The sequence below is a fragment of the Cryobacterium algoricola genome (assembly GCF_004402485.1).
Taxonomy (GTDB): Bacteria; Actinomycetota; Actinomycetes; order Actinomycetales; family Microbacteriaceae; genus Cryobacterium; species Cryobacterium algoricola.
Map to the genome: position 1 here is coordinate 428,518 of NZ_SOFG01000004.1, position 22,788 is coordinate 451,305.

The 22,788-nt window shown below is 69.1% G+C and carries 23 protein-coding genes and 2 tRNA genes; 4 read left to right on the plus strand and 21 right to left on the minus strand.

The genetic code is table 11. The features are described 5' to 3' along the window. Positions 1 to 5: 5 nt before the first annotated feature. The 5 genes from clpX to E3O44_RS02460 form a co-directional block, all read right to left on the minus strand. The gene (gene clpX / locus E3O44_RS02440) at positions 6 to 1,289 is read right to left on the minus strand and encodes an ATP-dependent Clp protease ATP-binding subunit ClpX (protein WP_134532154.1); all 1,284 of its coding nucleotides are present in this window, start codon (positions 1,287 to 1,289) and stop codon (positions 6 to 8) included. A 276-nt stretch (positions 1,290 to 1,565) separates the two neighbouring features. Further along, complete coding sequence (locus E3O44_RS02445) at positions 1,566 to 2,237, minus strand: ATP-dependent Clp protease proteolytic subunit (protein WP_134532156.1); 672 nt, start codon at positions 2,235 to 2,237, stop codon at positions 1,566 to 1,568. Between the two features lie 16 nt (positions 2,238 to 2,253). After that, positions 2,254 to 2,853: an ATP-dependent Clp protease proteolytic subunit gene (locus E3O44_RS02450; protein WP_134447888.1), complete on the minus strand. Its 600-nt coding sequence runs from the start codon at positions 2,851 to 2,853 to the stop codon at positions 2,254 to 2,256. A 193-nt stretch (positions 2,854 to 3,046) separates the two neighbouring features. Beyond that, positions 3,047 to 4,495 carry a trigger factor gene (gene tig, locus E3O44_RS02455; protein WP_134532158.1) on the minus strand — a complete coding sequence of 483 codons (1,449 nt, stop codon included), beginning with the start codon at positions 4,493 to 4,495 and terminating at the stop codon, positions 3,047 to 3,049. A gap of 42 nt (positions 4,496 to 4,537) precedes the next feature. Then, positions 4,538 to 4,614 (minus strand) — tRNA-Pro (locus tag E3O44_RS02460). A gap of 165 nt (positions 4,615 to 4,779) precedes the next feature. Between E3O44_RS02460 and E3O44_RS02465 the strand changes: the two genes are divergently transcribed. Next, positions 4,780 to 4,853 (plus strand) — tRNA-Gly (locus tag E3O44_RS02465). A 41-nt stretch (positions 4,854 to 4,894) separates the two neighbouring features. Here E3O44_RS02465 and E3O44_RS02470 read toward each other — a convergent pair. From E3O44_RS02470 to E3O44_RS02540, 14 genes are all read right to left on the minus strand, one after another. Next, positions 4,895 to 5,638 (minus strand): class I SAM-dependent methyltransferase, encoded by a 744-nt coding sequence (locus E3O44_RS02470; RefSeq protein WP_134532160.1) that lies wholly within the window; start codon positions 5,636 to 5,638, stop codon positions 4,895 to 4,897. A gap of 10 nt (positions 5,639 to 5,648) precedes the next feature. Beyond that, a complete protein-coding gene (locus E3O44_RS02475) occupies positions 5,649 to 6,785 on the minus strand; it encodes a hypothetical protein (RefSeq protein ID WP_134532162.1) in 1,137 nt (378 codons plus the stop codon). Between the two features lie 65 nt (positions 6,786 to 6,850). Then, positions 6,851 to 7,504 (minus strand): hypothetical protein, encoded by a 654-nt coding sequence (locus tag E3O44_RS19110; protein WP_166792513.1) that lies wholly within the window; start codon positions 7,502 to 7,504, stop codon positions 6,851 to 6,853. Further along, positions 7,501 to 8,247, minus strand: a complete 747-nt coding sequence (locus E3O44_RS02490; RefSeq protein WP_134532168.1) for a hypothetical protein — start codon at positions 8,245 to 8,247, stop codon at positions 7,501 to 7,503. Before E3O44_RS02490 ends, E3O44_RS19110 begins: the two co-directional genes overlap by 4 nt. Then, positions 8,244 to 8,609: a PadR family transcriptional regulator gene (locus tag E3O44_RS02495; protein ID WP_134532169.1), complete on the minus strand. Its 366-nt coding sequence runs from the start codon at positions 8,607 to 8,609 to the stop codon at positions 8,244 to 8,246. Before E3O44_RS02495 ends, E3O44_RS02490 begins: the two co-directional genes overlap by 4 nt. Before the next feature lie 51 nt (positions 8,610 to 8,660). Then, positions 8,661 to 9,473, minus strand: a complete 813-nt coding sequence (locus E3O44_RS02500) for a sulfite exporter TauE/SafE family protein (protein WP_134532171.1) — start codon at positions 9,471 to 9,473, stop codon at positions 8,661 to 8,663. Between the two features lie 27 nt (positions 9,474 to 9,500). Continuing rightward, complete coding sequence (locus E3O44_RS02505; RefSeq protein WP_134532173.1) at positions 9,501 to 10,478, minus strand: L-lactate dehydrogenase; 978 nt, start codon at positions 10,476 to 10,478, stop codon at positions 9,501 to 9,503. Positions 10,479 to 10,573: 95 nt separating this feature from the next. Next, the gene (locus E3O44_RS02510; RefSeq protein WP_134532963.1) at positions 10,574 to 11,275 is read right to left on the minus strand and encodes a response regulator; all 702 of its coding nucleotides are present in this window, start codon (positions 11,273 to 11,275) and stop codon (positions 10,574 to 10,576) included. A gap of 52 nt (positions 11,276 to 11,327) precedes the next feature. Further along, positions 11,328 to 12,749, minus strand: coding sequence for a sensor histidine kinase (locus E3O44_RS02515; RefSeq protein ID WP_134532175.1), 1,422 nt, complete (start codon positions 12,747 to 12,749; stop codon positions 11,328 to 11,330). A 107-nt stretch (positions 12,750 to 12,856) separates the two neighbouring features. Next, positions 12,857 to 14,338, minus strand: coding sequence for an amidohydrolase (locus E3O44_RS02520; protein WP_134532177.1), 1,482 nt, complete (start codon positions 14,336 to 14,338; stop codon positions 12,857 to 12,859). Further along, a complete protein-coding gene (locus E3O44_RS02525; protein WP_134532179.1) occupies positions 14,335 to 15,015 on the minus strand; it encodes an FMN-binding negative transcriptional regulator in 681 nt (226 codons plus the stop codon). Before E3O44_RS02525 ends, E3O44_RS02520 begins: the two co-directional genes overlap by 4 nt. A gap of 37 nt (positions 15,016 to 15,052) precedes the next feature. After that, positions 15,053 to 16,075 carry an Fpg/Nei family DNA glycosylase gene (locus E3O44_RS02530; protein ID WP_134532181.1) on the minus strand — a complete coding sequence of 341 codons (1,023 nt, stop codon included), beginning with the start codon at positions 16,073 to 16,075 and terminating at the stop codon, positions 15,053 to 15,055. A gap of 1 nt (position 16,076) precedes the next feature. Then, the gene (locus E3O44_RS02535; protein ID WP_134532183.1) at positions 16,077 to 16,610 is read right to left on the minus strand and encodes a ribose-5-phosphate isomerase; all 534 of its coding nucleotides are present in this window, start codon (positions 16,608 to 16,610) and stop codon (positions 16,077 to 16,079) included. Between the two features lie 94 nt (positions 16,611 to 16,704). Then, positions 16,705 to 17,307 (minus strand): mycothiol-dependent nitroreductase Rv2466c family protein, encoded by a 603-nt coding sequence (locus E3O44_RS02540; protein WP_134532185.1) that lies wholly within the window; start codon positions 17,305 to 17,307, stop codon positions 16,705 to 16,707. Between the two features lie 186 nt (positions 17,308 to 17,493). On the opposite strand from E3O44_RS02540, the gene E3O44_RS02545 reads away from it, so the two are divergent. Then, complete coding sequence (locus E3O44_RS02545; protein WP_134532187.1) at positions 17,494 to 19,095, plus strand: MFS transporter; 1,602 nt, start codon at positions 17,494 to 17,496, stop codon at positions 19,093 to 19,095. 134 nt (positions 19,096 to 19,229) lie between these two features. After that, positions 19,230 to 20,723 (plus strand): SDR family NAD(P)-dependent oxidoreductase, encoded by a 1,494-nt coding sequence (locus tag E3O44_RS02550; protein WP_134532189.1) that lies wholly within the window; start codon positions 19,230 to 19,232, stop codon positions 20,721 to 20,723. 16 nt (positions 20,724 to 20,739) lie between these two features. Here E3O44_RS02550 and E3O44_RS02555 read toward each other — a convergent pair whose 3' ends face one another. Together E3O44_RS02555 and E3O44_RS02560 are read right to left on the minus strand one after the other, a co-directional pair. Continuing rightward, positions 20,740 to 21,546, minus strand: coding sequence for a GNAT family N-acetyltransferase (locus E3O44_RS02555; RefSeq protein WP_134532191.1), 807 nt, complete (start codon positions 21,544 to 21,546; stop codon positions 20,740 to 20,742). A gap of 65 nt (positions 21,547 to 21,611) precedes the next feature. Beyond that, the gene (locus E3O44_RS02560; RefSeq protein ID WP_134532193.1) at positions 21,612 to 22,229 is read right to left on the minus strand and encodes a GNAT family N-acetyltransferase; all 618 of its coding nucleotides are present in this window, start codon (positions 22,227 to 22,229) and stop codon (positions 21,612 to 21,614) included. Positions 22,230 to 22,341: 112 nt separating this feature from the next. Here E3O44_RS02560 and E3O44_RS02565 point away from each other — a divergent pair, with 112 nt between their 5' ends. After that, entirely contained in the window at positions 22,342 to 22,788 is a 447-nt protein-coding gene (locus E3O44_RS02565) for a VOC family protein (protein WP_134532195.1), read from the plus strand.

Below are 22,788 nucleotides of genomic sequence, written 5' to 3' on the forward strand. Positions count from 1 at the left end.
TGAGCCTAGGCGGACTTCTCGACGCGGCGCGCGGCCTTGTGCAGCACGATGGTCGGTGCGGCGTTGTCGAGCACGGCTGCCCTGGTCACGATGACGCGGGCGACCTCGCTCGAGGACGGCACCTCGAACATGATCGGCCCGAGGACCTCTTCCATGATCGCGCGGAGGCCACGGGCGCCGGTCTTGCGCAGCACGGCGAGGTCTGCGATGGCCTCGAGAGCGGGCTGTTCGAAGTCGAGTTCGACGCCGTCGAGCTCGAACATCCGCTGGTACTGGCGTACGAGGGCGTTCTTCGGCACGGTGAGGATCTGCATCAGGGCGACCTGGTCGAGCTGGGTGACCGTCGTGACGACGGGGAGCCGGCCGATGAATTCGGGGATGAGCCCGAACTTGTGCAGGTCTTCCGGGAGGACCTCGCTGAAGAGGTTCACGTCGTCACCCTTGCTGTGCAGCGGGGCGCCGAAGCCGATGCCCTTCTTGCCCGCGCGGGTGGAGATGATGTCGTCGAGGCCCGCGAACGCGCCGGCCACGATGAACAGCACGTTCGTCGTGTCGATCTGGATGAATTCCTGGTGCGGATGCTTGCGCCCGCCCTGCGGGGGAACCGACGCGACGGTCCCTTCCAGAATCTTCAGGAGTGCCTGCTGCACGCCCTCACCGGAGACGTCGCGCGTGATGGAGGGGTTCTCCGCCTTGCGGGCGATCTTGTCGATCTCGTCGATGTAGATGATGCCCGTCTCGGCACGCTTGACGTCGTAGTCCGCGGCCTGGATGAGCTTGAGCAGGATGTTCTCGACGTCTTCGCCGACATACCCGGCCTCGGTGAGTGCCGTCGCGTCCGCGACGGCGAACGGAACGTTGAGGCGCTTGGCGAGCGTCTGGGCGAGATAGGTCTTGCCGCAGCCGGTCGGACCGATCAGGAGGATGTTGGACTTGGCGATCTCCACGTCGTCGTGGATCGCATCCGCAGCGGTGAGCGTCGCACGGGAGCGCACGCGCTTGTAGTGGTTGTAGACGGCGACGGCCAGCGCGCGCTTGGCGGCTTCCTGGCCGATGACGTATTCCTCAAGGAATCCGAAGATTTCCTTGGGCTTGGGGAGTTCGAACTCGCCCGTCGCTTCTTCGGCGCCGGCCTCGGCCAGGCGCTCTTCGATGATCTCGTTGCACAGTTCGACGCATTCGTCGCAGATGTAGACCCCGGGGCCGGCGATCAACTGCTGGACCTGCTTCTGACTCTTCCCACAGAAGGAACACTTCAGCAGGTCGGCGCTTTCGCCTATTCGGGCCATCCGTCAGCCTCCTCCATCGGTCGTGCTGGTAACGCTTGTTTCGCTGAACCGAGCCTAGCCTCTGGGTGTGACACTGGGGTGCAAGCGACGCGGATCGGTGGAAACCCGTAATAATCCCCGCCCTGAGACCTCGTCCGGGGACGCCGCTCTGGGACCGGACACGAAGCCCGGGCCCCGGAAACCGGAACGCGGCGGCCGGCCGGTGCTTGCGCATCCGGCCGGCCGCCGCGCGGGCGACAGGAGGACGGGGACCTGCCCCGTCGCGAGAGGGACCTGCTACTTGACGAGGACCGGAACGTTCTTGCGGCTCGTCAGGATCTGGTCGATCAGGCCGTATTCAAGGGCCTCGGGTGCGCCGAGGATCTTGTCGCGGTCGATGTCCTTGTGGACCTGCGCCGAGGTGCGGTTCGAGTGGTGCGCGATGGTCTCTTCGAGCCATTCGCGCATCCGCTGGATCTCCGCGGCCTGGATCTCGATGTCGGACGCCTGGCCGCCGCCCTGTCCACCGGCTGAAGGCTGGTGGATGAGGATGCGCGCGTTCGGCAGGGCGAGGCGCTTGCCGGGTGTTCCACCGGCGAGCAGCACGGCCGCCGCGGAGGCGGCCTGACCGAGGCAGACCGTCTGGATGTGCGGACGGATGTACTGCATCGTGTCGTAGATCGCCGTCATCGCGGTGAAGGAACCACCGGGTGAGTTGATGTACATCACGATGTCGCGGTCAGGGTCCTGGCTCTCGAGCACGAGGAGCTGGGCCATGACGTCGTCAGCGGATGCGTCGTCGACCTGAACGCCGAGGAAGATGATGCGGTCCTCGAAGAGCTTCGCGTAGGGGTCCTGGCGCTTGTAGCCGTACGCCGTGCGTTCTTCGAAGGTGGGGAGGATGTACCGAGACTCGGGAGCCTGCGGTGCGCGGCCACCGGCCTGGTGACCAAAATTCGTGAATTCCATGTCGTGTACGCCCGTCCTAGATCTTGTTCACTGAGTCGTCGGTGCCGCCGCCGCCGATTACTTCCGACGCGGAGCCGCGCAGGTGGTCGACGAAGCCGTAGGTCACGGCCTCCTGGGCGGTGAACCAGTTGTCGCGGTCGTTGTCGATCAGGATCTGCTCGACCGACTTACCGGTCTGCTCCGCCGTGAGTTCCGCCATCCGCTTCTTCATGTCGAGGATGACCTTGGCCTGCGTCTGGATGTCGGCCGCCGTGCCGCCGAAGCCGCCGGACGGCTGGTGCAGCAGAACCCGGGCGTTCGGTGTGATGTACCGCTTGCCCTTGGTCCCGGAGGACAGCAGGAACTGGCCCATGGATGCGGCCAGGCCGATGCCGACGGTGACGATGTCGTTCGGTACGAACTTCATCGTGTCGTAGATGGCCATGCCGGCCGTGATCGAGCCGCCGGGCGAGTTGATGTAGAGGAAGATGTCCCGCTCAGAGTCCTCTGCGGCGAGCAGCAGGATCTTGGCGCAGATCTCGTTGGCGTTCTCGTCCCGGACCTCCGAACCGAGCCAGATGATGCGGTCTTTCAGCAGTCGGTCAAAAACGCCGGGTGTTGGGGTCATATCGGCCATGTCGCGCTCCGTTTCACTTGTCGCTTGAGATTGAATCTATAGGAGCCTGAGTGCCAGAACGGCCGTGTTCGCCCTCGGCAGATTGCGTGGCTCCCCCGGGCCCGGGAACGCGCAAGGGCCGGGCGTCCTGAGACGCCCGGCCCTTGTTCGCTGGAATCAGCGGGTGCTGGCAGCGGATGCCGCGCAGCGGGTGTTACTTCTTGGCTGCGGCCTTCTTCTTCGGCTTGGCAGCGACCTCGGTGACCTCGGCGTCGTCGTCGTCAGACGCGGCGGCTGCTGCGGCTTCCGCGGCGGGGTCGACCGTGACGGCGTCGATGTCGACGTCGACGGAGGTGGTCCCGTCGGCGGCGACCTCGGGCTCGTCGCCCGCGATCGCGGTGAACTCGGCGAGATCGACGACGGCGCCGTTGCCGTCAACGACCTCCGCCTTGCCGAGGGCGATCGCGAGGGCCTTGTTGCGGGCGACCTCTGCGACCATCGACGGGATCTGGCCGTTGCCGCTGAGCGCCTGGACGAACTCGCTCGGGTCCATGCCGTACTGGGCTGCACCCTGGATCAGGTACTGGGTGAGCTCGTCCTGGCTGACCTGGACCTTCTCGGCCTCGGCGATCGTGTCGAGCAGGATCTGCTGGCGGAAGGTCTTCTCGCTCGACTCGGTGACCTCGGCGCGGTGCACGTCGTCTTCGAGGCGGTTCTCGCCCTCGAGGTGACGACGCACCTCGTCCTCGATGATCGCGGCCGGGATCGGGACCTCGACGGAGGCGAGGAGCTGCTCGATGAGCAGCTCGCGGGCCTGGGTGCCCTGGCCGAAGATCTTGGAGCGCAGTGCCTGCGCCTTGAGGTCTTCCGTCAGCTCGGCGACGGTGTCGAATTCGCTGGCGATCTGCGCGAAGTCGTCGTCGACGGGGGGAAGCTCGCGCTCCTTGACGGCGAGGACCGTCACGGTGATCTCGGCGGTTTCGCCTTCGTGGTCGCCGCCCATGAGGGTGGAGTTGAAGGTCGTGGTCTCGGTGGCGCTGAGCGAGTCGAGTGCCTCGTCGATGCCGTCGATCAAGTCGCCGGTTCCGACCTCGTAGGAGATGCCGGTCGCGTTGTCGACCTCGACGTCGCCGATGGAGGCGACGAGGTCGATCTGCACGAAGTCGCCGGTCTTGGCGGGGCGGTCGACCGTGATGAGCGTGCCGAAACGGCTGCGCAGCTTGTCGAGTTCCTCGGTGACGTCCTCGTCGGTGACCTCTGCGGTGTCGACGACGAGCTTGAGGCCGGCGTATGCCGGAAGGTCGATCTCCGGGCGGACGTCAACCTCGATGGAGAGCTTGAGGTCGCCGGAGAAGTCCTTGTCGGACGGCCATTCGACGATGTCGGCCTCGGGGCGGCCGAGCGGGCGGAGCTTGTGCTCGTCGACGGCGGCGCGGTAGAAACCGTCGAGGCCTTCGTTGACGGCGTGCTCGAGGACGGCCGACTTACCGACGCGCTGGTCGATGATAGGCGGCGGAACCTTGCCCTTGCGGAAGCCGGGGATGTTGATGTCTTCGGCAATGTGACCGTATGCGTGGGTGATGCTGGGCTTCAGCTCCTCCGGGGTCACCGAAATGGTGACCTTGGCGCGCGTGGGGCTCAGCTTTTCGACCGTGGACTTCACGTGGGTTATCTCCTGTGTTCGATCTGGTTCAGAGGGGGGTGATGGTCGGGGCGACAGGATTCGAACCTGCGACCTCTCGGCCCCAAACCGAGCGCTCTACCAAGCTGAGCTACGCCCCGGATTTGTCTCAACCCGTTGGAGTCAGCCTGACGCCACGCAGGTGCACGCGACAGCGGATTGACCTCGGTAAGTCTACTGCACCGACCGGATGCCCACGGCCGGTTCGCGTACGCGAGGTCGCCGTGACTGTACTAGGGTATTTGAGTGCGCAGTTCGGCACACATGGGGATGTAGCTCAATGGTAGAGCCTCAGTTTTCCAAACTGATGGCGCGGGTTCGATTCCCGTCATCCCCTCCATATCGCCTCCTTGTCGATGGAGGCCCCTGAACGCAGGACGCTCAGGCGCGGGTGGTCCTCGTGCACCTCGTCACGTACGGAAGTGCGATGTCCTCGCGACCTGCGAGGTCCGGGTGCGTGTCCATCAGTCGCTGCACGCTCGCGAGGAGCACGGCCCGCTCTCCGGCGGGCATCGTGATCACGTAGCTACGGGACGCGACCAGGTCCAGCAGTGCACTCCGGTCGAGGTGGTGCGACCACTCGAAGTCCGCCCGTTCGATGGGCGCGAAGGCGGTCCCGACATCCGGCCTCTCGCCGTTCAGGTCGATTTCATCGCCCCGACGCATCAGGCTCCCCAGCCGGGCGACCCAGTCCTCCCGGTCATCGCGGATGTTCCAGAGCAGCCCGAGGGTCCCCCGCGGCGTGAGCACGCGTGCCGCCTCGGGCGCCGCCCGCGCCACGTCGACCCAGTGCCACGCCTGGGCGACGAGTACGGCGTCCACGGACCCGTCCTCGAGCGGGATGGCTTCCGCCGTTCCGGCGAGGGCCCGGATCCCGGGGAGCTGCCGCGCGAGTTCGGCACGCATGCCGTCCGACGGTTCGACGGCGACCACGTCCAGGTTCCGCTCGACCAGCTGACGGGTGAGCTTGCCGGTGCCCGCACCCAGGTCGAGCACGCGCCGGGCGCCGGGCGGCAGCATCCACTCGATGGCTGCAGCGGGATAGGACGGGCGTCCGCGCTCGTATTCGGCGGCGGCGGACCCGAAGGAGTTCGCCTGGGCCGAGCGGATGCTGGGATCGGTCATCGGTCGTGTCCTAGCGGTTCGCGAGGTAGTTGGCCAGGGCTGTCGCCGCGAGCGTCTTCGTGCCGTCCAGGCTGCCGGTCGGCTGCGCATACTGCTTGACGAGCACCCAGGCATCGCCGGAGAGCACGTCGACCTCGCAGGTGTCCCCGCCGCAGCCGGCGTATGCCTCATCGCCCAGCCCGGTCAGCGCATCGAACCGGATGCTGGAGTTCGCCCGGTTCGGCGGTGACGCTCGCCACACCGATGCGGCGCCCGGCAGCACGGTCACGAGCACGCCGCCGGAGAGTGCCCCGGTGTCCGTACTAGACCAGCCGCAGTGGAGAAGGCCTGACCGGCTCTCTGCGACCGGGTGAATGCCCGATGTGTACGTTCCGGGCACTTCATAATCAGTCGATTGGGAGTCCGGCATGCCCACGGCATCCGTGAGGTCGGCCGGGGCGAGCAGAGCGTCACAGCCCACACGCTTGAGGGGCGTCGCCGCCGGCACCGCGTCCGCGGCCTGAACGGCCGCCACCACGGTGCGAGCGAACGCCATGAAGCTCTCCTCGGTGGGTTGCGGGCTCACGGAGGCATTGACCCAGGTTGTTCCGACCAGGATCTCGGCCCGGCAGGAATCGTGCTCCGGCGGGTGGCAGGCCACGTACGCCGTGTCTCCGAGGTCGGCGGGGTGCAGTCCCCGCAGGCCGTCGTCGGTATCGGGTTCACTCGCGGTGAACTCGGCGGCGGCGTTCGGCAGCACCCGGACGCTCACGCGCGGCAGCATCCGGCTGCCGTCGTCCGTCAGCCTTCCCGTCCCGTTGTCCGGCGCCGACCAGCTGCAGTCGACCAGGCCGCCGAGGGCGACGGCCGCGTCTTGCATGATGATCTGGGTGGCGCCGCCATTCGGCTGCTGCTCGGCGGCGGTCTGCGCGGACGGGTCGAAGAGGCTGTTCGCCGGGAGTCCGAGCCCGGCCGCCGCGCGCTCAACGGGAAGGACGAGCCCACAGTCGAGCGCGACGGGCGCGGCCGTCGCCGTCGCAGACGGCGCCGGCGAGGCGCCCGGTGACGGCGGAACGGCGGAGCCCAGGCTGCACCCCGAGAGCACCAGCGCCGAGGCCAGCGCGCAGATCAGTGTTGCGGAACGGGCCAGTGCCGAAGTTCGCGTCATCGTGTGCATTCCCCCTCGATCAACCTAGTCCGCGCGCGACGAGGCGAGCGTGCGCCACGAGTTCGTCAGTGCGCGTTGTCGTTGCCCATGACGTGGACGGCCTGCCCCCAGCAGCCGGCGTCCTCCCAGTGGTAGTCGGCGCCACCGCCGCTGTTCCCGTCGAGGGCCAGGTGGGCCGCCGCGCGTTCCGAAGCCGGGAGGGTGTTTTCCCACATCTGGGCCAGCACTCCCCGTTCCCGCTCCCAGTACGGCAGGAACGTGTAGGTGTAGCCCTTCTGCTTCATGCAGGCGGCCGTGATCGTCATCGTCTCGATCCATTCCCTGCCGTTGGCCTGTTCGTCTGGCGGCAGCGCGGTGAATGCGGCCGCTCTCAACCAGCCGTCCACGATCGCAGCGTCTTCTCCGGTGGATGCCGGTGCGGACGTCGGCGACACGTCGGGCGTCTCCGCCGCACCGGGGGCTTCCGCCGCACCGGCCGTTTCCGCAGCACCGGGCAGGACCGCCGGCGCTGGCAGGGCCGCCGTGCCGGCACTCGTGCCGGCGGCGGGAGCCGCCAGGGTGCCGCCCGTGGGAGTCATGGTCGGCGGTCCGGCCGCATCCGCCTGATGCGTCGGGACGGGATTGAGCGTCGCTGCCGCCCCCATGCCGAACAGTGCCAGGGACACGGCCAGCAGGGTGGAGCCGAGGAGGGCGACACCGAGAGCGATTCTTTTCTTCATGACTCCTGCTTTCCGAGCGTGATGCGGCCGACAGAGTCGCCGGAGGGGATCGACCGCCGTGCGGGCCACCACCAGATGGCCGCGGCCGCGAAGAACAGCGTGAGGCCGGCAATCACGCCCGTGCTGGCGAGGTCCCACGCGGGCATGGAATACGTCAGCGCTCCCACCGTCGCGCTGAGGGAGTAGAGCTGGTAGAGCCCGAAATGCACGAGACCGAAACTGGAGATCGCCATGCCCAGCGAGCCCCAGAACCGGGTCCGCGGCCGTGCCAGGAGAACGACGCCGGCGCCGGAGATCACGGTGAACAGCGCGACGGTGATCGCCGTAGCGGAACCCGGTCGGATATCGCCCGCGACCGTGCTGATCGCGATCCGGGAAAGCACGAAGACACCCCACGCGAGCTGGGCGGATGCGACGAGGAGCACAAGCGAGGCGGCAACGCCCTCGAGGCGGCGGGCACGATACGCCGCCGGTTCGGCCAGCGCGAGACGCCGCCGCTGGGCTCGCCGCCAGCTGAGGTCGGCGGGAGCGCCCCGCAGCGCCCGGCTGAGAATGGCCCGCGCGGCCGCGCGCGGCGTGGTCCCCACTTCGTCGGCCCAGACCGCGTGTTCATAGAGGTCGGACGCCAGTTCGTCGCGCCGGCCCCCTGCCACCTGGTCGTCGACCTCACGGGTGTACCACGAGCACCAGCGCGAGACGCGGGACACGGCGTGGTGATACGGCATCGAATTCAGGACGCTCATGCGAGGGCCCCGCCGAGTGCGCCTCGCCGAATGCCGGCCGGACGCGGGTCCGGGATTGCCTGCGCGCGCGCGAGCGCAAGCGCACCTTCCGCCGTCACCGTGTACAACCGGCGGCGAGGCCGCCCGTCCGACGCGGCGAGAGCGGGATCCTCCCAGACCGCCTCCAGAATTCCCGCCTCGGTCATCCTGGACAGCGCCTTGTACAGCGTGCCGTGCGCCGTCAGCGCCGCGCCATCGCGTGAGGACAGCTCCTTCGCCAGGGCGAAGCCGTAGAAGTGTCCCGCGCTGGCTTGCAGCGCGAGGCCGTTCTCGAGGATCTCCAGTTCGAGCGGGAAGAGGCTGCCTGGTCTTCTGCGGGTCATGCTCCAACTATAGGAAGATAGCTTCCCATTGACTAGCCCCCGTTCGGGCGGTCAGGAGTTCAGCAGCAGGTTGGCCAGAGCGACAACGCCGACGGTCACGATGATGGCACGCAGGAGCGCGGGCGGCAGGCGCCGCCCGACCCGGGCACCGAGGAGACCGCCGAGTCCGGCACCGACGGTGATGAGGCCGACGACGGCCCAGTCGATGGACTCGCGCGCGAACAGGATGAAGACGATCGAGGCCATCAGGTTGACGCCGGTGACGAGGAGGTTCTTGACGGCGTTGACCGAGCCGAGGGAGACGGTGGTCAGGATGCCGAGGGCCCCGACCACGAGGATCCCCTGGGCCGCGCCGAAGTAGCCGCCGTAGACGCCGAGGACGAAGATGGTGGCGATGATGCCGAGGCGCCGACCCGGACCACCGGGGATGCCGGCCGCCTGATCCGGCTCGGCCGGGGCATCCGCTGCGCTGGATCTCGTGGTGCGTGCGGCGACCCGGCCCTGAATCCACGGCCCAATCGCGACGAGGATGATCCCGACCAGGATGAGGACCGGAACGATCGCTTTGAACGCACTGCTGGGCAGGACGAGCAGCAGGGTGGCGCCGGCGAGGCCGCCTGCCACGGCGACCGGGAGCAGCGCGAGCGCGAAACCGCGATGAGCGGCGATTTCGCGTCGGTAGCCGATCGTGCCCGCGACGCCGCCGGCCACGAGGCCCAGGTTGTTGGAGACGTTGGCGACGAGCGGCGGGTATCCGAGGAGCACGAGGATCGGAAACGTGATGAGGGTGCCAGAGCCGACGACGACGTTGATCATGCCCGCGGCGAAACCCGCCGCGGCGATCGCTATTGCCTCTGGCCACATGCCTCCCACCGTAGCGGGGGCCGCGCCCTACTTGAGGCCGAGGGTGTCGAGCGTCGCCCGCAGGGTGTCCGCCGAATGCTGGAACAGGGCCTGTTCGCTGTCGGAGAACGGCACTTCGATCACCCGGGACACGCCCTCCGCGTTCACGACGGTCGGCACGGAGAGGGCGACGTTGCTTACTCCGCGGTAGTCGGTCAGCACCGAGCTGATCGGGAGCACGGCGCCCTCGTCGCGCAGCACGGCCTCGACGATCCTCGCGCCGGAGAGCCCGATCGCGTAGTTCGTGGCGCCCTTGCCCGCGATCACCCGGTACGCGGCGGTCTTGACGTCCTCGGTGATGGCCGCGAACTCGGCCTCCGAGAACTTCGCGCGTCCGTTGGTGACGGGAGAGATGTCGTCCGCGACCCACTGGTCGAGGGAGATCGGGCCGACCCTCGCCTGTGACCAGAGCGGGAACTCGGAGTCGCCGTGCTCGCCGACGATCGTGGCGTGCACGTTGGCGATGGCCACACCGACGCGGTGCGCCAGCAGCCAGCGCAACCGGGAGGAGTCGAGGACGGTGCCGGAGCCGAACACCCGGCTGGACGGGAGTCCGCTGAAGTGCAGGGCGGCATAGGTCAGGATGTCGCACGGGTTCGTCACGATCATGTAGACCGCGTCGGGGGCACGCTTGATGAGCTTGGGCATCAGCTCGCGCAGGATCCCGACGTTGACGCCGGACATCTCGAGGCGGGACTGGCCGGGGTGCTGCCGGGCGCCGGCGGTGATCACGACCATATTGGCGTCCGTGATCATGTCGAGGTCCGCGCCGCCCGACACGCAGGAGGCGCCGGTGAACTGGGTGCCGTGGGCGAGGTCGAGTACTTCGGCCTCGACCTTGGGTTCGTTGATGTCGTAGAGCACCACTTCGCGGGCCGACTGGCGGATCAGGGAGGCGTAGGCGAGGGAGGTGCCGACGGCTCCCGCCCCGATGATGGCCAGTTTGGAATTCTCGATTGCGCTCATGCTTCCAGTCTGCTCGCACCCGGACGGCTTCGCACCCGTTTCGTCAGATTAAACCGAATTATCTGCGTTCAATCTGCGCCCGGGTCGGTGAAGGTTCAGTGGCGCAGGAAGGCGAGGACCGCGAGCACCCGGCGGTGGTCGGTGCCGGAGTCGTCGAGGCCGAGTTTCTGGAAGATCGCGGTGACGTTCTTCTCAACGGCCCCGACGCCGATCACGAGCCGGGAGGCGATGCTGACGTTGGTGCGGCCCTCGGCCATCAGACCGAGCACGTCCCGTTCCCGGGGAGTGAGTCTCGCGAGCGGGTCGGTGCGGCGAGCCAGCAGCTCGCGGACCACCTGCGGGTCGAGGACCGTTCCGCCGGCGTGGATCCGCAGCACGGCGTCCTGGAGTTCGTCGAGGGAGGCGACGCGGTCCTTGAGCAGGTAGCCGAGTCCCCCGCTGCCGGCCGCGAGCAGTTCGTGCGCGTAGGTGGCCTCGACGTACTGGCTGAGCAGCAGGATGCCGATCCCGGGCAGCCGGCGCCGGAGCTCGAGCGCCGCGCGCACTCCCTCGTCCCGGAAAGTGGGCGGCATGCGCACGTCGAGCACGGCGACGTCCGGCCTGAGCCGATCGACCTCGGCGAGCAGCGCGTCCGCGTCCCCGTATGCGGCCACGCAGTCGAAGCCGGCTTCGTCGAAGAGCCGCACGAGCCCCTCCCGGAGCAGCACGGAGTCCTCGGCGAGAACGAGCCGGAGCGGCGCCTCGGTCGCTCCGGGTCCGTTCGCGGGGACATCCGCCGATGACGGTGACGGTGACAGCGGCTGCGACGGTGCGGCTGCTGCGTGGATCTGCTCAGGCGTTCTCACCCGTTCAGGATACGGCGATCGAGGCCGGGACCGTCTCCGTGAGCGGGATGTGCGCGCCGACGGCGGTGGGTCCGCCGACCGGGCTGTCGATCGACAGGAGACCCCGCAGACCACGCAGGCGTTCGTCGAGGCCCCGCAGTCCGTGCGAGTCGACGAAGACCGCGCCGCCCACACCGTTGTCGATCACCCAGAGGTCGAGCCAGGTGGTGTCGTCGTCCGGGACCCGGCGCAGGGCGAGGTGCAGGCGGATGCCGGTGGCGCGGGAGTGCTTGGCGGCGTTCGTCAGGAGCTCGGCCGCGATGAAATACGCGCTCCGTTCGATCTCGGAGGGCAGCCGCAGTCCCGGCTCGAGCTGGAGTTCGAGCGCGACGGGGATGGTGCTTCTGGCGGCGAGGGACTCGAGGGCGACGGTGAGGCCGCGGTCCTGCAGGATCGGCGGGACGAGCCCGCGGGAGAGCGCCCTGAGTTCTTCGAGGGTGTCGCGGGCCTGCTCACGGGCCTCGGCGAGCAGCGCCCTGGCGGCGGTCGGATCGGTCTCGAGTTTACGTTCGGCGCTTGCGAGGTCCATCTGCAGGCGGACGAGGCGCTGCTGGGGACCGTCGTGGATGTCGCGTTCGAGGCGGCGGAGGCCGCGGTCCTCTGCGACGACGGCCGCACCGCGGGACGCGCTCAGGTCGGCGACCTCGCGGGTGAGCGCCTCTGAACGCCAGGCGCCGAGCATTCCCTGGCCGATGAACCGGTGCACGATCAGGAGGCCACGGGTGACGTAGGGCAGCGTCGCGAGGAAGGCGAGGCCGAGCGCGAGTTCGAGCAGGCTCTCGACCAGGTACGGGCTGCTGACGTCCTGGTTGCCGGGGACGATCAGCTCAACCAGGCGGAGGAGCCCGGATCTGTTCCCCTGATCCTGCGGGATCGACCAGCCCCACGCCCAGTAGGTGACTCCGCCGAGGGCGATCGAGAGCCAGACGACGGTGATGGTCCAGCTCACCACGGAGACCACGAAGTTCACGACGAGGCCGTGCAGGAGGTAGAGCCAGTAGTGGCCCCCGACGAGCGGGCCCAGTACCGTCCGGAGCGGCGTGACCGGTTCGCCGTTGCGTTCCCAGAGGGGCGGCCGGATGGCGGGCTGGCCGGCCCAGCGCAGCCGGGTGATCTCGACGATGCCGAAGCCGCGGGCCGCGTAGAGTGCGGCGACGATCAGGAAGAGTCCGACGAAGATCGCGACCATGCCGACGCCCGTGAAGAAGACGGTGCTCAGCACGCTCAGGGCGATGACGGCGACGGGCAGGGTGAGAATCAGGAAGCCGAGCTCGCGGGGCACCGATCGCCACAGGCCGCCGTATCCGGCGCGTTCGTTCCGAAAGGTCTGCACGGTCTCCAGACTGCCAGATTCGCTGGACTGCGGGACGGTTGTGGTGGTGGTCATGGTGTCCTCCTCTGTGGATGACTCCAGCCTCGCGTCCGCCGGCTCACGCTCCCATCCGGCCCACGCCCCAATCGCTGCGGGGGTAAACCCCCGCAGCGCCGGGAACGTCAGAGCGCGCGGTGGGTGAACCGGCCGCCGAGCAGGGTCGCGGCGACGCTCATCCGCCTGAGGTCGTCGAGGGAGGCGGCGAAGGGGTCGGTCTCGCACACGGCGAGGTCGGCGGGGTCGCCGATCGCGACCCGGTGCCTGCCCCTGGCGGATGCCGCGAGCGCGGCCTGGCGGGACACGCCCTGTTCGGGGTGCCAGGCTTCGCGACCGTCCCTGGTGCGTCCGACCGCAGCGGCGATGCCGACCCATGGGTCGAGCGGCGCGACGGGCGCGTCGGAGCCGAGGGCGAGTCGAGCCCCGGCGCGGAGCAGGCTCGCGAGCATGAAGGCCCGGTCGGTGCGGCCGGCCCAGTAGCGGTCCGCGACGTCGCGGTCGTCGACGGCGTGTTCCGGCTGCACGCTCGCGACGACGCCGAGGGACGCGAACCGGTCGACGTCGGCGCGGCTGAGCAGCTGGGCGTGTTCGATGCTGCCCGCGCAACCGAGGGTCTCGAACGCGTCGAGGGCGATCCGGTTCGCCCGGTCTCCGATCGCGTGCACGGCGGGACGGATGCCGGACTCGCTCGCGAGGCGCATCCAGCGGAGCAGGTCGTCGGCTGCCACGCTCAGCACGCCGTGGGCGTCCGCGCCGGTGAGCCCCGGGTAGTCGTCGAAGCAGTACGCGGTGCGGGTGTTGAGCGAACCGTCGGTGATGACCTTGTACGGGCCGACGGCGAGCAGACCGCCGGTTCCGGCGATGACGGCGCCGGAGCGGAGACCCTCGGCGACGGCGCGCTCGAGGTGCTCGGTATAGATGCCGAACTCGACCCGGAGCGAATCGGTGCCTGCGGCGATGCGGCGGCGCCAGACGTCGAGGTTCCAGACCATTTCGAGGTCGACGATGCCGACGACACCGCGGGTCGCGGCGACCCGGGCCGCCTCGTCCGCCCAGGTGTCGCTGACCGCGTCCGGCACGGAGTCGAGTGCCCGTTCGACCGCGAAGGCGTCCTCCTCGCGGAGCAGCCCGGTGGGGTGGTCTGCGAGTCCGCGGGAGGCGAGGGCAGCGGAGTTGAGCCAGACGCTGTGCAGGTCGCCGCTGACGAGGACGACGGGAACCGGTCCGGACACGGCGTCGAGGACGGCCCGGCCCGGGGCATCCGGCCAGAGCCCGTCGCGGAAGCCGAACCCGATCAGGGTCTCCCCCGGTGCGATCCGTGGGATGCGCCCGGAGACGATGCGAGCTGCCTCGGCGGCGCTCGCGGCGGCGGATACGTCGAGGCGGCGCGCGAGCTGCGCCCACTGGGTGAAGTGCACGTGGTTGTCCCACAGGCCGGGGATCAGCCAGCGCTCGCCGAGGTCGATCGACTCGACCGCCGGGCCGTCGCCGCGCTCGCCGCCGAGGAAACCGAGTCTCCGTACTCTGCCATCGACGATCTCGACATCGGTGAGTTCGTCGCTCCCGGGCAGGCGGGCGTTGCGGAGGACGAGCGGATCGGTGCTCATGCGTGGTCTCCGGACCGGGCGGCGCTTGCGGGCCGCTCGTGGGCGCGCCGCATCTCGGCGGCGAGGGCGGGGCTCGCGTACGGGCCCGTCCCCTCGAGTTCGCCGATGATGCGGTCGACGGTCTCGGCGGGCTTGTTCTGGCTGAGCTTGCTCTTGGCGATCACCCGGGTGACCCGGAGGCGGAATCCGACGGTTCCGGCCGAGATCCGGTCGGCGTATGCCGAGTTCGCGGCCGTCCCGTGCAGGCGACGCGGTTCGGGCATGCGGTCCTCGAAGTGGTCGACGAGCCGGTCGAGCACCAGGAGGTTCTCCTCGGCGCTGAGGATCTCCGGCGTGCCGTAGAGATGCGCGGTGACGAAGTTCCAGGTCGGCACGGCCGGGTTGGCGTCGTACCAGCCAGGGGACACGTACCCGTGCGGGCCCTGGATGATCACGAGCATCTCGTGCTGACCGAGCTCGTGCAGTTGCTCGTCGGGACGACCAACATGGGTGACCAGCACGAGCTCGCCGGAATCGGCATCCGTTCCTGCAACGGACTCGTCGATGAGCATCGGGTAGTGCGACGCGACGAGATCACCCGTGCTGGTGTGGCTGACGAGGGTGGCCCACGGGTTCTCCCGGATCAGCCGCCGGATCTCGGCGGGATCGGTGAGCTCGAAGCTGGGGGTGTGGCGCATGTCGCGTCCTGTCTGTCTCGCGGGCGGAGGGGGGTCTTCAGGCCTGGCAGGTCGGGCACCAGTAGAGCTTGCGGGCGCCCATCTCCTCGAGCAGGATATGGGTGCCGCAGACCCGGCAGGGCAGGCCCTCGCGTTTGTAGACCCAGTGCCGGTCGGCACGGTTCTTCATCGCGAGCACCCAGTCGGCCCTCGCGAGGTCGTCCATGGTCATCATCTGGCCGGTTTCGACGCCGATCGTCAACAGGTGCGCCCAGTCCCGCCAGAGTCCGCGCACGGTGTCCTCGGCGAGGCTCTTGCCCGGCGCGTGCGGATTGACCCCGGCCCGGAACAGCAGTTCGGCGCGATAGACGTTGCCGATGCCGCTGACCACGGACTGGTCCATCAGGAGCAGCCCGATCGGGGTCGGCTTGCGGCGCACGACGGCCGTGAAGCGGTCCTCCGCCGCGGCGCTGTCATCGAGCAGCGGGTCGGGGCCGGCCTTGTCGATCACGGCCTGCACCTCTGCGGCGTCGAGCACCTGGCAGGCTGTGGGCCCGCGCAGATCTGCGCACACCGTGTCGGTGAGCAGGCGCACGCGCACCTGGCCGACCGGTTCGGGCGGGAAGGTCTCGAGCCGATCGATCTCCTTCTCCTGCTCGGCCATCCGCACCCGGGTGCGCCGGGGAGCGCCGATGCTCCGCAGCGAGTTCTCCCCCGCGGAGTCGAGGACGGCGTCGGCCGCCTGGCTCTCGGTGGTTCCGGATCCGGTCCCGAGCTCGGTGCCGCGCTGGTTGGTCTGGCCCATCCGGCCGTTTGCGGATGCGATCGTGGGGTCCATCAGGATCTCTCCGGCGAAATCCCAGGCGCCGTACATGCCGAGGTGCACCCGCAGCCACAGCCCGTTGTCGAATTCGAGGAACATCTGCTTGCCGACGGCACGCGCCTGGGTCATCACGTGCCCGTCGAGCACGGCGGCACCCTCGACGAAGCGGCCCTGCGGCGAGGACAGCTGCACCCGGCGGCCCACGAAGTTACGCGCGAACTGCCGGGCGATCCTGTGGACGGAATGACCCTCTGGCACGTCAGCGCGCGCTGTGGGCGGGGTCGAGGCGGGCCGGGTCGACGCCGGCCGGATCGACGCTCGCCCCCGCGATGGACCGGGTGGTCTCGTATTCGAAGAGCTGGCGGATGCGCCGCGCGTGACGTTCCTCTCCGGTGAACGGTTCGGCGATGAACGCGTCGATGAAGGAAGTCGCCTCCTCGATCGTGTGTTGGCGGGCGCCGATCGAGATCACGTTCGCGTTGTTGTGCTCGCGTGCGAGCCCGGCGATGTCGAGGTTCCAGACCAGCGCGGCACGGGCGCCGACGACCTTGTTCGCGGCAATCTGCTCACCGTTGCCCGACCCGCCGAAGACGACACCGAGCGCGTCGACCCCCGCGGCCTGGTCGTCGACGACCGCCTGGGCCGCGTTGATGCAAAAGGACGGGTAGTCGTCGAGCGGGTCGAAGCTCGTGGGTCCGTGGTCGACGACCTCGTGGCCAGCCTTGGTCAGGTGACCGACGAGGTAACGGCTGAAATCGAGCCCGGCATGGTCGGTGGCGAGGTGAATGCGCATGCCCCCATACTATTTCCCGTGCTGTGCCCGCGCCGTCCTGTGCCCGCGCCGTCCTGTGCCAGCGCCGTCCTGTGCCAGCGCCGCCGGCAGCCGCTCAGTCGAAGATCGGACCGACCGTGCGCGTGCGCTTCATCTCGAAGAAGCCGGGATATGCGGCCACCGCGACGACGCCGTCCCACAGCTTCGTGGCGGCCTCGCCCCGCGGAGTCGGCGAGAGGACCGGCCCGAAGAAGGCGACGTCGTTCACCGCGATGACCGGGGTGCCGACGTCCTGGCCGACCCGGCGCATCCCGTCGAAGTGGCTTGCACGCATCTCGGGGTCGTAGTGCTCGCTGTCCGCCCAGGCGGCGAAGGAGGCGGGGAGGCCGACCTCGGCGAGCGCCGCCGGGATGACCTCGTCGGCGTTCGTGTTGCCGCCGGGGTGGATCCGGGTGCCGAGCGCGTCGTAGAGGGCCTTCACCGTGGCCTGGCCGTGCAGCTCCTGCGCAGCCTGCACGAGGCGGGTGTACCGGAGTGCCCGGGGGAAGAACGCGGCGTACTCTTCGCTCACGTCGTTGTCCTCGTTGAGCACCGCGAGGCTCATCACGTTCCAGGTGACGTCGAGGTCACGCTGAGAGGCCACCTCATCCACCCAGCGGGAGGTCATCCAGGCCCAGGGGCAGGAGGGGTCGAACCAGAACTTCACGGTGTCGGTCATCGCACCAGCCTAAAGGCACGGATGCCCGCATTCGGCCATTCGCGGAAGGCGAAGAAACCCCTGCCCAGCATCGGTATCCCGCCAGAAAATTCGGCTTGACGGCGTTTTTACGCTAAAATTACTCGTTATGCCCGAAAAGGGGCAGCTCCACGTCGCGAGCAAGTGATCTCCACGAGAGAAGTTCAAGTGCCCAGAGACCGTAGTACGTCAGACTCTATCCCCGGTGCAACGCGCACCAAAATCAAGACCAAGAAACCCCTCCTGCAGCGTCGCCTGAGGGTGTCCCACGTCAACGTCGTCGACCAGCCGATGCTCAAGAAAGCACTCGGCGGAACCATCGTGGGAAACACCATGGAATGGTACGACGTCGGCGTGTTCGGCTACCTCATTACAACGATGGGCCCGGTGTTCCTTCCCGAGGCCGACAAGTCGGTCCAGACCCTGTTCCTCCTCGGCACCTTCGCCGCCACCTTCATCGCCCGCCCCATCGGCGGAGTCTTCTTCGGCTGGCTCGGCGACAAGATCGGCCGCCAGAAGGTCCTCGCCATGACGCTGATGATCATGGCCGCGTCGACCTTCGTCGTCGGAATCCTGCCGAACTACGCCATGATCGGCAGCTGGGCCGCCGCGCTCCTCGTGCTGACCAAGCTCGTCCAGGGCTTCTCCACCGGCGGAGAGTACGCCGGTGCGACCACCTTCGTCAGCGAGCACGCCCCGGACAAGCACCGCGGGTTCTTCGCGAGCTTCCTGGATATGGGCAGCTACCTCGGCTTCGCGATCGGCGCCGCACTCGTGTCGATCCTGCAGGTCACCCTCGGCCAGCCGGCCATGGAGGACTGGGGCTGGCGCCTGCCGTTCCTGCTCGCCGGACCGCTCGGCCTCATCGCCATCTACTTCCGGATGAAGATCGAGGAATCCCCCGCCTTCCAGGCCACCCTGGACGCGAAGGAAGCCGCGGCACTGGATCCGAACGGTGCCGACGCGGTCCCGAACGGCCCGCTGACCATCTTCAAGGCGCACTGGCGGGGCATCCTGCTCGCCATGATCCTCGTCGCAGCGGCGAACACCGTCGGCTACGCGCTCACCTCGTACATGCCGACCTACTTGACGAGCTCGCTCGGGTACGACGAACTGCACGGCACCCTACTCACCATCCCGGTGCTCGTGGTCATGGCGCTCTGCATCCCGCTCACCGGGCGTCTCTCCGACAAGATCGGCCGCCGCCCGGTGCTCTGGGTCGGCGCGATCAGCACGGTCGTGTTCTCGATCCCGGCGTTCATGCTGATCGGCGTCGGCGAGATCTGGTCGACCCTGGTCGGACTCTCCCTGATCGCGATGCCCGTGACGTTCTACGTGTCGAACCTCGCTTCCGCCCTGCCGGCACTGTTCCCGACCGAGAGCCGCTACGGCGCGATGGGTATCGCGTACAACTTCGCGGTCGCCATCTTCGGTGGAACCACGCCGTTCATCATCGCGGCCCTGATCCAGGCCACCGGCGACGACATGATGCCCGCCTACTACCTGATGGCCACCTCGTTTATCGGTGCGGTGAGCATCTTCTTCCTCAAGGAGAGCGCCCGGCGGCCCCTCCCGGGTTCGATGCCGAGCGTCGATTCCGTCTTCGAGGCCCGTGAGCTCGTCGCCACCCAGGACGAGAACCCGAACCTCGACACCGACGAGATGCCGTTCGACGACACCTACGAGCCGCCGACGAGTTCCATCGAGGCCATCATCCTCCCCGACGCGGAAACCGAGCCCGAGCCCGAGCGCCACCCGGTCGGCGTCTAGCACCACCGGCATCCGGCCCGACCACTTCGACGGGTCGGCATAATCGAGCGGCGTCTGCCCTGCGGGGCGGATGCCGCTTCGTCGTTCCCCGGGCGGCCCGGCGGGCGTCCGGGTGCTGCCCGTACTATTGACGGATGACCATCGAGCCTTCCGCAGAGTCCGTGCCCGTTCCGAGCATCGACCCCGGCGACCTCGAGACCGCCCTCCGGGTCCTCGCCTCCCTCGCCGCGCTCGACCAGGAGGACCCGGACTTCGTCACCGTGCGCCAGGCGACCGCCAAGATGTTCAAGTCGGTCAAGCAGGTGCGCCGGGGCGAGAAGCGGGCCCTGATCGCGGAGGCCGACCGCGAGGTCATCGCGGCGACCGCGACCGGAGCCCCGACCCGGATCGACGACGAGACGATCGGCGCCCAGCTGCGCCTCGGCACCGACCGGGCCTCGGCCGGCGAGCTGCTCGTGCCGCGGGCCTGCTACATCTGCAAGCAGAAGTACACCCTCGTCGACGCGTTCTACCACCAGCTCTGCCCGGCCTGCGCGGCGACGAGCCATGGGAAGCGCGACGCCCGCACCGACCTGACCGGCAAGCGCGCGCTCCTGACCGGCGGCCGCGCCAAGATCGGCATGTACATCGCCCTCCGCCTCTTGCGCGACGGCGCCCACACCACCATCACGACCCGGTTCCCCCGCGACGCCGTGCGCCGCTTCACCGCGATGCCCGACTCGGCCGACTGGCTGCACCGGCTGCGGATCGTCGGCATCGACCTGCGCGACCCCGCCCAGGTGATCGGCCTCGCCGACTCCGTCGCGGCAGCAGGGCCCCTCGACATCCTGATCAACAACGCGGCGCAGACCGTGCGCCGCTCCCCCGGTTCGTACTCGATGCTCGTCGAGGCCGAGTCCTCCCCGCTGCCCGCGGATTCCGTGCCGGAGATCGTCACGTTCGGCCACACCAACGACGCTCACCCGAGCGCCCTCGCGGCGTCGGTCACGAGCCACCCGATCCTCGCCGCGGCGACCGTCTCTGCGACCGAGGCCCTCACCGCGGACGACCTCACCGCGCTCGCGCTCGCTCCCGGGTCGTCCTCCCTCGCCCGGCACGCCGCGGGTACCGCGATCGACGCGGGCGGGCTCGTGCCCGACCTGCACGCCGTGAACAGCTGGACCGCCAACGTCGAAGACGTCGACCCTCTCGAGATGCTCGAGGTGCAGCTCTGCAACACGACGGCACCCTTCCTGCTCGTGAGCCGTCTGCGGGCCTCGCTCGCGGCATCCGCTGCCCGGCGCACCTACATCGTCAACGTGTCGGCGATGGAGGGCGTCTTCGGCCGTGGCTACAAGGGGCCGGGCCACCCGCACACGAACATGGCCAAGGCCGCGCTCAACATGCTCACCCGCACGAGCGCGAAGGAGATGCTCGACGACGGAATCCTGATGACGAGCGTCGACACCGGCTGGATCACCGACGAACGGCCGCACCCGACCAAGCTGCGCCTCGCCGAGGAAGGGTTCCATGCCCCGCTCGACCTCGTCGACGGCGCGGCGCGCGTCTACGACCCGATCGTGCGCGGCGAAGCCGGCGAGGACCTCTACGGCGTCTTCCTCAAGGACTACAAGCCCGCCGCCTGGTAGCCCGCCGCGCTCCCGGTCAGAGGTTCGCCGGGGTCCAGACGTATGGCGTCGTCGTCGTGACGGCTTCGAAGCCGAGGCGAAGCAGGATCGGCAGGCTGTCGTCCGAGGCGTCGACCTGCAGGTACCGCACGCCGCGTTCGGCGGCGAGCCGGGCCCGCTCGGCCACGAGGGCGCGGTAGATGCCCCTGCCCCGCCACTCTGCGAGGGTCGACCCGCCCCAGAGCCCGGCGAAGTCGGTGCCGGGCTGGAATTCCAGGCGGGCGGAGGAGACCAGCCGGTCCCCCGCCTCGGCAACGATGATCACGACGTCGTCGCCGGCTTCCCCGACGCTCGACTCGAGGTCGTCGGCGAGCCAGGCGTGGTCTTCGCCCCAGACCTCGGTTTGCAGTGCGGCGATCCGCTCGAAGTCCCCTCGCGCGGTGACCCGGCGCAGGGTGATCCCATCCGGCACGGTCGGGGCGGATGCGAGCGGCGCGGTCAGCCCGATCACGACCGTCTCGCGGTCCTCGGCCGCAAAACCCGCCGCTTCGAGCCGCTCCGGCAGGTCGGCGGGAAGGTCGTGGCCGCGGGTCTTCCATTCGACGGCCTCGCCACGGGCCGCGAAGACGTCACGTTGCCGGCGGATCAGCGCGTCGAGGTCCGCGCCGCGCACGCCCACGTCCCGCGCCGTCTCGACGAAGCCGCGGGTGCGGCCGACGATCCGCAACACGGGACCCTCGAGCTCGTAGACGGGGAAAGCGGGCGGCACCGCGGGCGCCCAGAGGCGGAGCTGGGCGTCATAGGCGGAGAGGAGGGCTGCGGCAGAGGCGGCGGGGGATGTCATTGCCGTCAGCCTACGGCGCGGCGGGACCGACGGCATCCGCTGCGCCGGTCGCTTCGGCTCGGCGCTCAGGCACCGGGGCTTTCGACGGGCGCGGCATGCCGGGCAAGACCCTCACGGAGGCCGAGGCGCACGGCCGGCCACTCGCTCGCGATGATCGAGAACACCACGGTATCGCGCAGGGCGCCCTCCGGCCCGACGGAGTGGCTGCGGAGCACGCCGTCCTGTTTCGCGCCGAGGGCGGCGATCGCGGCGCGGGATTGCCGGTTGTGCCAGTGCGTACGGAATTCGACCGCGATGCAGTCGAGTTCGTCGAAGGCGTAGCCGAGCAGCAACAGTTTCGCCTCCCGGTTGGCGCCGGTGCCCTGCGCGCTCGTGCCGAGCCATGTCGAACCGATCTCGAGCCGCTGCTGGTCGGGGCTCGGGTGCATGAACGTCGTCATGCCGACCATCGCCCCGGTCGCGGCCAGACGGATGCCCCACGGCATCATCTGCCCGGACGCGGCGAGCGCGAGTCGCCGGTCGATCTCGGCGGACATGGACTCCGGTCGGGGGACGGCCGTGTACCAGGCGCGCCACAGCTCGCCCTCCGCCACGGCGACGGCGAGTTCGGCCGCGTGCTCAGCGGCGAGTGGTTCGAGGGTGACGCGGGTTCCGACGAGTCGGGGCGCTGCGGCGAATTCCATGCCTCGACCCTATTGGATCGTGTTCTGCCGCTAAACACCGACAGGGGGTTGTCGCAAGCGGGCTCGAGACTGGCTCCACCGGGATGCTCCCGGCCAGACAAGGACCGTACCGATGAACCTCGTATCCGTTCGATTGATCACCGACGACGTGAAGCGCCTGGTCGCCTTCTACGAACGCGCACTCCACACGCCGGCCACCTGGTCGACCGATGACTTCGCCGAGGTGCGCACCCCGACGGGCACTCTGGCGATCGGCAGCACGCGGACCGTCGGCCTCTTCGGGCCCGGTGCCGCGCACCCGGCCGACAACCACACCGCGATCATCGAGTTCCTCGTCGCAGACGTCGACGCCGAGTACGCCCGGCTCTCCCCCTGGCTCACCGATGTCGTCACCGTGCCCACGACCATGCCCTGGGGCAATCGTTCCCTGCGGGTGCGCGACCCCGACGGCACCCTGCTCAACTTCTTCACACCCGTGACAGCGGATGCCGTCGCCAGGTTCGCCGGCCACGACCAGCAGGGCGCGGGCCGGGCACACCGGCGACATCCCGTGCGCTAG